Raw genomic sequence first — 10,036 nt, 5'->3', positions numbered from 1 at the left:
CGGTCCCATCCCGAACCCGGAAGCTAAGCCTGCCAGCGCCGATGGTACTGCACTCGTGAGGGTGTGGGAGAGTAGGACGCCGCCGGACAATCATTGCGCACAGCCCTCGTTCCCCAGGATTCCTGGTGGAACGGGGGCTGTTCCGCGTTTCAGGACTTCCGCGGAGGGGCCGCGGGCGGCACAGCGGAAAATCGGTCGCCAGGGTCTAAGTGCCTCGTCACTATGAGTGGATGAAGGTGACCCGCTACGCCACGGTCCCTGACTTCTGGGAAGTCGTGGGTCCGCTGTTCGAGGCCGATCCGGTCCGGCACACCGTGCCGCTGACGGTGGTGAACCAGCTCATGGCGGCGAAGTCCGAGGTCGACCTCGTCCTGCTCGCCGTCCACCAGGACGACCGGCTGGTCGGCGCCGCCCTCAAGGTCGAGACGTGGCCCTTCTCGGTGTCGGGACTGCCGGTCGAAACCCATGAGACGCTCGTGGATTACCTGCTGGGCCACGACCTTCGGCCCATGGCCGTGCAGGGGCCCACGGATGTGACCGACCCGTTCGCCGACCGGTGGCGGCAGCGGGCAGACCTGGTGGTCACCAGCAGGCGCGCGCAGCGGCTTTACCGGCTCGGGGAGTTGGTGGTCCCGCACACGGCGGGGCGGTTCCGGTTGGCCACCGAGGCGGATGTCCCGCTCGCGGGGCGGTGGTGGGACGAGTTCTGCGCCGAGGTATCGCCCGGATTCACTGTGCCGCCCGGGGAGGAACAGGTTCGGCAATATTTCGAGACCGACCGGAGAGTCGGGCTCTGGCTGGACGACCTGGACACGGTCGTGTCCCTCGCGGTCAGCAGTCGGCCGGAGTGCGGCATGTCCCGGATCGGGCCCGTCTATACACCGAAGGAGCACCGGGGTCGGGGGTACGCCAGCGCGGTGACGGCCGCGGTGGCGCGGGTGACCCTCGACCGCGGCGCGCGGGATGTGTTGCTGTTCACTGACCTCGATAACCCCGTGTCGAACTCGATCTATCAGCGGATCGGGTTCCGGCCGGTGTTCGACGCTGTGGAGTCCTTGTTCGGTGAACGGCATACTCTCCAAGAGTGACGCCCGTACGCATCCTCCTGGTGCAGCTTGCCGACTCGGACCCGCCCGCTCGGCTCGCGGAATGGCTGGCCGACGCGGGCGCCGACCTCGACCTCGTGCGCGCTGACCGGGAGCCGTTGCCCGCCGCGCCGACCGACTACGCGGCGGTGGTGTGCCTGGGCGGGCCGATGGGCGCGAACGACGTCCTCGAACACCCGTGGCTGGTCGACGTGCGGCGGTTCCTGAGCGCGTGCGTCACCGGGAACGTGCCGTTGCTCGCGGTGGGTCTTGGCGCGCAGCTTCTCGCGGTCGCCATGGGCGGCGAAGTGGTCGTTGGGCCGGACGGGCCGGAGATCGGCGGCGGCCTGGTCGCCAAGCGGGACGTGGGATGGGCCGACCCGCTGTTCGCCGACCTGCCGCTGATGCCCGACGTCGTGCGGTTCCACAGCGACACCGTGCACCGGCTCCCGGTCAACGCCGACCTGCTCGCCTCGGCCACCCGCTACCCGAACCAGGCGTTCCGCATCGGGCGGGTCGGCTACGGCGTCCAGTTCCACATCGAGACCACCACCGACATCGTGCTGGACTGGGCGCGGGCGAACCCGGCCACCGCCGCCCACGCCCGGCCCGGTGAGCTGACCCGCGAGCGGCTGGACGAGGTGCACGCGGACGTCGAGGAGACCTGGCGGCCGTTCGTGGACCGGTTTGTGCGCTTGGCGCGGGGGGAACTCGCCGCCGTGAATCCTGCCCGCCCACAGCTGCCGATGATCTGACGTGGCCGATCCCGCGCGTTCGATTTCCTCCGCTGCCCGGTTCGGCCTGACCGAGAGCCGGGCCGAGCAGGCGCTCCGGGCGGCTGGACTCTGGGGCGACGTCGGCCCGCAAGCCGAGTACGAGGTGATCCTCACCGCCCTGTCTCGCAGCCCCGACCCCGACCTGGCGTTGCGCGGACTCGACCGTATCCGCGAGTCCGACCTCGACGCCTGGCCGGAGTTGCGGGACGCGCTGGTGGCCGACCGGCGGCTGCGCGGCAGGCTCGTCGCCGTGCTGGGCGGATCGAGCGCCCTGTCGGACTTCCTCGCCGCGCGCCGCGGCGAGTGGCGCAGGCTCGCGGGCGACGGCACACCCGTCGACGGCTACAACGCGAGCCTGTACGAGGCCGTCGGCGCCCACGACGGCGGCGGGCAGGGGCCGGTGGCCACGCTGCGCGGCGCGGAAGCGGTGCGGGCGCTCAAGTTCGCCTACCGCGGCCTGCTGCTGGAGATCGCCGCCGACGACCTCGGGCATGTGGTCGAGCCGGGGCTCGCGCCCGCCGCCTACGACGTGATCGCGGGCAGGCTCAGCGACTTGGCCGAGGCCGCGCTGCGCGCCGCGCTCGCGGTGGCCTGGGAGGAGAACGGCGCCGCCCCGGCCCAGGAGCGGGCGCGGCTGGCGGTCATCGCGATGGGCAAGTGCGGCGGCCACGAGCTCAACTACGTCAGCGACGTCGACGTCGTCTTCGCTGGCGAGGGCGACAGCTCGCTGGCCACCCGGGTCGCCACCGCGATGATGCGGGTCGCCAGCGAAGCCTGTTTCGAGGTCGACGCCGGGCTGCGGCCCGAGGGCCGCAACGGCGCGCTGGTCCGCACCATCGACGGGCACAGCGCCTACTACAAGCGGTGGGCCAAGACCTGGGAGTTCCAGGCGCTGCTCAAGGCGCGGTTCGTCGCGGGCGACGCCGACCTGGGCGCGACGTACCTGGACACGGTGCGGCCCATGGTGTGGAACGCCGCCGACCGGGAGAACTTCGTCCCCGAGGTGCAGGCGATGCGCAGGCGCGTCGAGGAGCACGTGCCGTCCGAGCTGCTGCACCGCGAGCTCAAGCTGGGCCGGGGCGGGCTGCGCGACGTCGAGTTCGCCGTGCAGCTGCTGCAACTGGTGCACGGCCGCACGGACGAGTCGCTGCGCCTCGGGTCCACTGTGGACGCGCTGGCCGCGCTCGGCGCGGGCGGGTACGTCGGGCGGACCGACGCGGCCGAGCTGGGCGAGTCATACCGGTTCCTGCGCATCCTCGAACACCGCTTGCAGTTGCAGCGGCTGCGCCGCACGCACCTGTTCCCCGCCGACAACGAGACCGCCGACCTGCGCTGGCTCGCCCGCGCCACCGGCATCGGGCCCGAACGCGGCCGGTCGGCGGCGCAGGTGCTGCAAGCCGACTTCCGGCGGCACGGCAACCGAATCCGGCGGCTGCACGAGAAGCTGTTCTACCGGCCGCTGCTCGAAGCGGTGTCCCGGGTGCCGACCGACGCGCTGCGGCTGACCGCGCAGGAAGCTCAAGCCCGACTCGCCGCGCTCGGCTACACCTCGCCGCAGGGCGCGCTGCAGCACATCAAGGCGCTCACCGAGGGTGTGTCCCGGCGCGCGGCGATCCAGACGGCGATACTGCCGGTGCTGCTCGACCTGCTCGGCGACACGCCGGACCCGGACGGCGGGCTGCTGGCCTACCGCAAGGTTTCCGAGGCGTTGTCGGGCACGCCCTGGTATCTGCGGGTGCTGCGCGACGAGGGCGCGGTCGCCGAGCGGCTGGCCACGCTGCTGGGCACATCGAAGCTGGTCCCGGACCTGGTGGTGCGCGCCCCGGAGGTGCTGCGGTTACTGGCCGAGCCCAAGGAGCTGGCGGTCCGCGACCCGGCGGAGGTCGCGACGTCGCTGCGCAACGCGGTGAACCGGCACGGCTACCTCGGCAACGCGGTCACCGCGGCGCGGTCCCTGCGCAGGCACGAGCTGCTGCGGGTGGCGTGTGCGGACCTGTTGGGGTTCATGGACGTCATGTCGGTGTGCTCGGCGCTGTCCAGCGTGTGGAGCGCGGTGTTGCAGGCCGCGATCGCCGTGGTCGACCGGGCGGAGGCAGCGGCGGCGGGCGGTCGGCAGGCGGCCGTCGCGGTGATCGGCATGGGCAGGCTCGGCGGCGCGGAACTGGGCTACGGCTCGGATGCCGACGTGATGTTCGTGTGCGAGCCCGCGCCCGGCGTGTCCGATTCGGACGCGGTGAAGTACGCGAGCCGGGTCGCGCAGACCGTGCGCAAGCTGCTCGGGTCGCCCAGCCAGGACCCGCCGTTGCAGGTCGACGTGGACCTGCGGCCGGAAGGGCGGCAGGGGCCGATCGTGCGGACTCTGGAGTCCTACCGGGCGTACTACGCGCAGTGGGGCGAGGTCTGGGAGACCCAGGCGCTGCTGCGGGCGCGGCCGGTGGCGGGCGACGAGGACCTGGGCGCCCGGTTCATCGAGCTGATCGACCCGATCCGCTACCCCGAGGGCGGTCTCGACGCCACGCAGATCCGCGAGATCCGCCGAATCAAGGCCCGCGTCGACACCGAGCGGCTGCCGCGCGGGGCCGACCCGACCACCCACACCAAGCTCGGCCGCGGCGGGCTCGCCGACATCGAGTGGACGATCCAGCTGGTGCAGCTGCGGCACGCGCACGCTTACCCGTCGCTGCGCACGACGTCCACTGTGGACGCTCTGGCGAACGCGGCGGCGGCTGGTCTGATCGACCCCGACGACGTCCGCGCGCTGCGCGAGGCCTGGCTGCTGGTGACCCGGGTCCGCAACGCCGCCACCCTGGTGCGCGGTAAGCAGACCGACCAGGTGCCCACGCACGGGCGGGAACTGGCGGCGGTGGTCAGCGCGCTGCGGGAGCCGCCCAGCGCGGACCCCGGCGAGTTCCTGGACGCTTACCGGCGCACCACTCGCCGGGCCAGGGCGATCGTGGAGCACATCTTCTATGACTGACCAGGTGGGGACTGTCGGACTGGTCACGAGGGCGGGCGGGACTGTCGCGCGCGGACATAGGCTCGGGCCATGAGCGAGCTTGAGGTGGCCGAGTGAGCGCCCAGCCCTGGAGCACCCGCATCTCGGTGCGCACGTACGAACTCGACAGCCTTGGGCACGTCAACCAGGCCGTGTACCACCAGTACGCCGAGATCGCCCGCGTCGAGGGATTCGCCGCGGCTGGCTGCTCGTGGGACGGGCTGATGGCGGCCAGGACGGCGCCGGTGCTGCTGTCGTCGACGATCAATTTCCGGCGCGAGTTGCGGACCGGGGACACGGTCGAGGTCACCTGCGACGTCAAGTTCGGGACCGGTAAGACGTTCAACGCGGACTCGGTCGTCACCAAGCTCGACGGCACGGTCTCCGCCGAGATCACCTGCGTGATCGGCGTGATGGACCTGGACAAGCGCAAGCTGGTGGCCGACCCGAGGGCGGTGCTGGAGGCGCACGGGTTCGACCTGGCGCGGCTGCGCTCCTGAGCGCCGGTCAAGCAGAACAGGCGTTCTCTACACTGGGCCGATGCCCCGTGTCACCCAGCCCTACCGGGACGCCCGCAGGCGGCAGATCGTCTCCGCCGCCCGTCGGTGCTTCACCCGCTCGGGCTTCCAGGCCACGTCCATGCAGGACATCTTCGCCGAGTCGGGGCTCTCGGCAGGCGCGGTGTACGGGTACTTCGCGAGCAAGGACGAGCTGGTCGAGGCCATCGTGACCGAGGTGCTCGCCGAGATCACCACCGGCTTCGACGCGGTGCTCGCCGACCCCGCGCCGCGGCCCGGCGACGTGCTCCAGCACGTGTTCGACGTGCTGGAGTGGCAGGAGGGCGGGCGGGACTTCGCGTGCCTGGCCGTGCAGGTGTGGGCGGAAGCGCTGCGCGACCCGGCGCTGCGCGCGCTGCTGACCGACGCCTACGAGCAGGTGCGCGTCAAGTTCCTCCGGCTGGTCGAGCGCGGCAGGCAGGCGGGGTCGCTCGATCCTTCCGTGCCCGCCGAGGACATCGCCCGCGCGTTTACCGCCCTCGGTCCCGCTTTCCTGTTCCAACGCGCGCTGCTGGACAGCGCTGACGCGCGGGTTTTCCACAGCGGGCTGACCGCGGTGCTATCCGCTCGTTGACCCGCGCCAGCTGGCGGTGATCAGCCAGCCGCGTCCCGAGTCGGCTCGGGCCGGGTCGAACGCGGGCGGCGCCGGGCGGCCGAAGCTCTCGGCGACCTCGGCGACGTCGCGGACGGTCGGCTCCCAGCCGTGGTCGGCGAGCCAGGCGCCGGGATCGGCGGGGCCGCCCTGCCAGAGGCCGACGAGTTCCGGAGAGATCGCCGCCCGCGCCGCGCGCAGTGGCGCGGAGTCCTCGCCGTGGTCGGCCGCCAGAACGCTATCCGGCGCGGACAGGTCGCTTACCCGGGTCAAGAGCAGGTCGGCGGCGGGCGCGGGTAGCGCGTACAAGATGCCCTCGGCTAGCCAGACCGTCGGCACGGCCGGGTCGAAACCGGCGGCGCGCAGGTCGTCCGGCCAGTTCTCGCGGAGGTCGGTCGGCACCTCGACGTGCGCGCCGCCCGCGACGGCGCCGGTGAGCGCGGTCCGCTTGAGGTCGAACACCTCGGCGAAGTCGAGTTCGAACAGCCGGGTTTCCGCGGGCCAGCGCAGGCGGTACGGGCGGGTGTCCATGCCCGCCGCGAGCAGCACGACCTGCTCGCGGCCGTTGGCGACCGCGTCGAGCAGGGCTTGGTCGAGGAATCGGGTCCGCACGGCCACCTGGTCGGCCATCAGCGTGGCGAACCTCGTCGCGCCCGCCGCCTCGGCGTCCCACCGACCCGGGGCCGCGGCGAGGACACGGCGCGCGTAGGGGTCCTCGAAGAGCCGGTCCGGCCGCTCGTGCTCCCTGGCCCGCAGCGCGGCCACGCCCAGCGCCGTCCAGCCGATGCCGCTCAGCGTCTCGCTCACCGTGACCCCCTAAAAGGAACGTTCGTTTTGTTTTAGTCTCCCGACGATCGCGGTCGACGTCAAACGGAATTGACGTTCGGTTTACGCGGGGATCAGGCCAGGACCTCGCCGACCTCGTGCTCGACAGTCGCCTCGGCGGTGGCGCGGCGGAGCAGTTCGCCAGCGAGGGCGGGGGATTGCAGGTCGAGTGGGCCGTAGACCGGCACGTCCAAGCCCGCCTGCGCCTCCCGAACGGCCAACGGCGACGCGGTAAGCAGGCCGCTCACCGCGAGGACCGGCTGACCGGCCGCGCGGAGACGCTGCACGCCATAGAGGGCGCCGGAAGAGTCCGCGGCGGCGAAGAGGACGCCGTCGGTGAGGCGGCGTAGTTCCGGGCGGTCGAGCAACTGGGAGGTCTCCGGCTGCAACAGGCCGTCGGCGATCTCCAGGACGATCGCGTCCACGCCGCGGGCGGCCAGGTGCCCGTGCAGCAGCACCGAACTCGCCACCAGCCGCTCCAGCGGGATGCGGAACGTGGTGGCCATGCCCGCGTCGGTGAAGTCCAGGGCGACCACCGCGCCCGAGTCGCGGAACAGCCACGGGTCGCCGCCCGCCGCGGTGCCGGTCAGCTTGGCCGCGCCCACCCGCAGGCCCGCGCGGGCCAGGCCGTGCACCAGGGACGCGACGGTCGTGGTCTTGCCCGAGTTCATCGACGTGCCGACCACGACGAACGTGGGCGGCTTGCGCAGCGCGGCAAGCGGCGCGCCCAACGCCAGGTCGGACACGTTGAGCACCCGGCCCGCGCTGTCGCCGACCAGGCCGAGCGGGCGGACCGTCGTCGGCGCGCTGACCGCGGCGTTGCGGCTGCGCACCTTGCCCAGCACGCCACCGGCGGCGACCAGGTCGCACGCGCCGAGATCGTCGGGCAGCTCCGCCTCGAAGTGGTCGGGGGCGTAGCGGGCGCCGTAGGCGACCAGCAGGTCGTCGCCGAGGTAGAGCTTCGCCTTGCGGCCGTCGGTCAGCTCGATCACCTCGTGGTAGCCGACCTTGGTCACCTCGGCCAGCACGAGGTCGCCGTGCCGGGGCTGGTGGTCGCTGTGGTGGACGAGGCTCAGCGGGGTGCCGAGGTCGAGATTGCGCACCGAGTAGGCGACCTTGAGGCGGTCGACGCGGGCGGGTTCAAGGGCAGCGGACATGGCGGATTCCTCGTCGTCAGCGCGGAAAGACCGTCCGAACGAGCCCGCGCGGACGTGCTGCGCGGGAGCGTATGGCTTCGCGCTCGGTGCGGGGAATCCCACCGCGGGTAGCGGTTCGGGAAACACTTCCGTAACGCGGAGAGCGGCCGTGGTGAGGGGTTGTGGGCTTCCGCCGCCTCGGTGACGCCCCTAGGCGGAGGTCTCCCGTTCGGGGAATATCGATCGCGGAGGCGCCCATGAGATTCGTGCTGGTCCACGGGGCATGGCACTACGGCGAACTGTGGGACCCGGTCCGCGGGCACCTGGAGGCGGCCGGGCACGAGGTCCACACCCCGACCGCGGGCGGGCTCGGACCCGACGACGACAAGGACGTCGACCTGCGCGCGGCCGCCGCCCCGATCGCCGACTACATCCGGCGGCGCGACCTGCGCGACTACGTCCTCGTCGGACACAGCTGGGGCGGCTACCTGATCTCCCGGGTCGCCATCGACCTGCCCGACCGGGTGCGGCGGCTGGTGTTCTTCGCCGCGTTCGTCCCCGAGCACGGCAAGGCCCTGGTCGACGAGCTGCCCCCGCACCTGCGCGCCGCCCTGCGGGCCAGCGCGGCCGAGCGCGGCGACGGCTCGGTCGTCCTGCCGTTCCCGGTGTGGCGGGACGGGTTCTTCAACGACGGCACCGCCGAACACGCCCTCGACGTCTACCGCAGGCTGCGGCCCCAGCCGTACCGCGCCCTCACCGACCCGGCGGACATGACCGGCTGGGAGAACGTCCCCCCGGCGTTCAGCTACCTCGCCCCGTACGAGGACAACGACATCACCCAGGGCGAATGGGGCCGCCACCCCCGGCTGTCCAACCGGCTGGGCGTCTTCCGGCTCGTCGGGATGCCCGGCGGCCACGAGGTGCTGGTCACCGACCCCGCGGCCACCGCCCGGAAGGTCATCGAGGCAGGTCGGGACTGACGCCGCGCGGTCACACGGTCGGAGTCGCCTCGATCAGCGAGAACGGGTGCGGCGGCGGCAGGGCGGCGACCCCGGTCAGGGTGAAGCCAGCCCGCGCGCAGAGGTCCGCGAAGTCCGCCCGGTCGCGTTCGCGCCCGCCGAGGTTCACGAGCATGTTCAGGTCGCTCAGGTACATGATCGGGGAGGTCGAGCCGTCCACCACGGCGGGAAACACCGGCTCGACGATCAGGAGGCGGCCGTGGTCGGGCATCGCGGCCCGGCAGTGGCGCAGGATGGTGGTCGCGCGGTCGTCGTCCCAGTCGTGGATGACGCTCTTGAGCAGGTACAGGTCTCCCCCTTCCGGCACGGAGGCGAAGAAGTCACCGGTCTCGACGCGACAGCGGTCGGCGACGCCGTGGCGCCCCAGGGTCTGCTCGGCTTGGCTGAGCCCTTCGGCGGTGTCGAAGAGGATGCCGCGCACCGCCGGGTGCTCCCGCAGGATCGCGGCGAGCAGGGTCCCGTCACCGCCGCCGACGTCCACGACGGTGCCGAACCGGCCGAAGTCGTAATGCGACGGCAGCACGGCGGCGCTCGCCCGGGTGCCCTGGCTCATCGCGGCGTTGAACTGGGCGGACAGCTCGGGGTTGTCCTTGAGGTAGCCGAAGAAGTCGACGCCGAAGACATCGGCGAAGGACGGCTGCCCCGTGCGCACGCTGTCGCCCAGGTGCTCCCAGGCGCGCAGCATCGCGGGGTCGGCGAACATCCGGACGAACGAGGCGAGCGAATCCGGCCGGTCGACGCGCAGCAGCGAGCCGGCAGGCGTCAGCGCGAACGCGCCGGACTGGTCCTCGGCCAGCAGGTTCAGCGCGGCCAGCGCCCGCAGCAACCGGCGGGTCGCCTGGCTGTCGGTTCCGCACTCGCGGGCCACGTCCGCCGCGGTCAGCCCGCCGTCCCCGATCAGGTCCGCCACCCCGAGCCGAACGGCCGTGGCCACCACCTGCGCGGCCATGTGCCCGAACACCAACTGGGCCACTGTGCCCCTGGCCGCGGCCATGTCTGGTCCCGTCACGATCTACCCCCTGTTGTCGTCCTACCTACCGTCATACCGTAA

General features: G+C 72.3%; 9 protein-coding genes and 1 rRNA gene. 7 read left to right on the top strand and 3 right to left on the bottom strand.

What is annotated here, in order from left to right; translation table 11 throughout:
- The 6 genes from rrf to ACZ6SD_RS17110 form a co-directional block, all read left to right on the top strand.
- Positions 1-88 (top strand): 5S ribosomal RNA (gene rrf / locus ACZ6SD_RS17135); the annotation flags it as partial.
- 142 nt (positions 89-230) lie between these two features.
- Positions 231-1,088 carry a GNAT family N-acetyltransferase gene (locus ACZ6SD_RS17130; RefSeq protein ID WP_465317902.1) on the top strand — a complete coding sequence of 286 codons (858 nt, stop codon included), beginning with the start codon at positions 231-233 and terminating at the stop codon, positions 1,086-1,088.
- Positions 1,085-1,840 (top strand): type 1 glutamine amidotransferase, encoded by a 756-nt coding sequence (locus ACZ6SD_RS17125; RefSeq protein ID WP_465317901.1) that lies wholly within the window; start codon positions 1,085-1,087, stop codon positions 1,838-1,840. The genes ACZ6SD_RS17130 and ACZ6SD_RS17125 overlap by 4 nt, the downstream gene beginning before the upstream one ends.
- 1 nt (position 1,841) lies before the next feature.
- Entirely contained in the window at positions 1,842-4,838 is a 2,997-nt protein-coding gene (locus ACZ6SD_RS17120; protein ID WP_465317900.1) for a bifunctional [glutamine synthetase] adenylyltransferase/[glutamine synthetase]-adenylyl-L-tyrosine phosphorylase, read from the top strand.
- A 92-nt stretch (positions 4,839-4,930) separates the two neighbouring features.
- The gene (locus tag ACZ6SD_RS17115; RefSeq protein ID WP_465317899.1) at positions 4,931-5,356 is read left to right on the top strand and encodes an acyl-CoA thioesterase; all 426 of its coding nucleotides are present in this window, start codon (positions 4,931-4,933) and stop codon (positions 5,354-5,356) included.
- A 40-nt stretch (positions 5,357-5,396) separates the two neighbouring features.
- Complete coding sequence (locus ACZ6SD_RS17110) at positions 5,397-5,987, top strand: TetR/AcrR family transcriptional regulator (RefSeq protein WP_465317898.1); 591 nt, start codon at positions 5,397-5,399, stop codon at positions 5,985-5,987.
- Here the strand turns inward: ACZ6SD_RS17110 and ACZ6SD_RS17105 are convergent.
- Complete coding sequence (locus tag ACZ6SD_RS17105) at positions 5,973-6,812, bottom strand: SAM-dependent methyltransferase (RefSeq protein WP_465317897.1); 840 nt, start codon at positions 6,810-6,812, stop codon at positions 5,973-5,975. The two genes, ACZ6SD_RS17110 and ACZ6SD_RS17105, sit on opposite strands and share 15 nt — an antisense overlap.
- Before the next feature lie 92 nt (positions 6,813-6,904).
- Entirely contained in the window at positions 6,905-7,987 is a 1,083-nt protein-coding gene (locus ACZ6SD_RS17100) for a DUF1611 domain-containing protein (RefSeq protein WP_465317896.1), read from the bottom strand.
- A gap of 236 nt (positions 7,988-8,223) precedes the next feature.
- Between ACZ6SD_RS17100 and ACZ6SD_RS17095 the strand changes: the two genes are divergently transcribed.
- Entirely contained in the window at positions 8,224-8,946 is a 723-nt protein-coding gene (locus ACZ6SD_RS17095; protein WP_465317895.1) for an alpha/beta fold hydrolase, read from the top strand.
- 10 nt (positions 8,947-8,956) lie between these two features.
- Here the strand turns inward: ACZ6SD_RS17095 and ACZ6SD_RS17090 are convergent, their stop codons facing one another.
- Positions 8,957-9,994 (bottom strand): methyltransferase, encoded by a 1,038-nt coding sequence (locus ACZ6SD_RS17090; RefSeq protein WP_465317894.1) that lies wholly within the window; start codon positions 9,992-9,994, stop codon positions 8,957-8,959.
- Positions 9,995-10,036: the final 42 nt, after the last annotated feature.

The sequence above is a fragment of the Actinokineospora sp. NPDC051303 genome, assembly GCF_055586285.1.
Note: the sequence above shows the minus strand (reverse complement) of the source record. Positions and strands in the feature narration are given on the sequence as shown.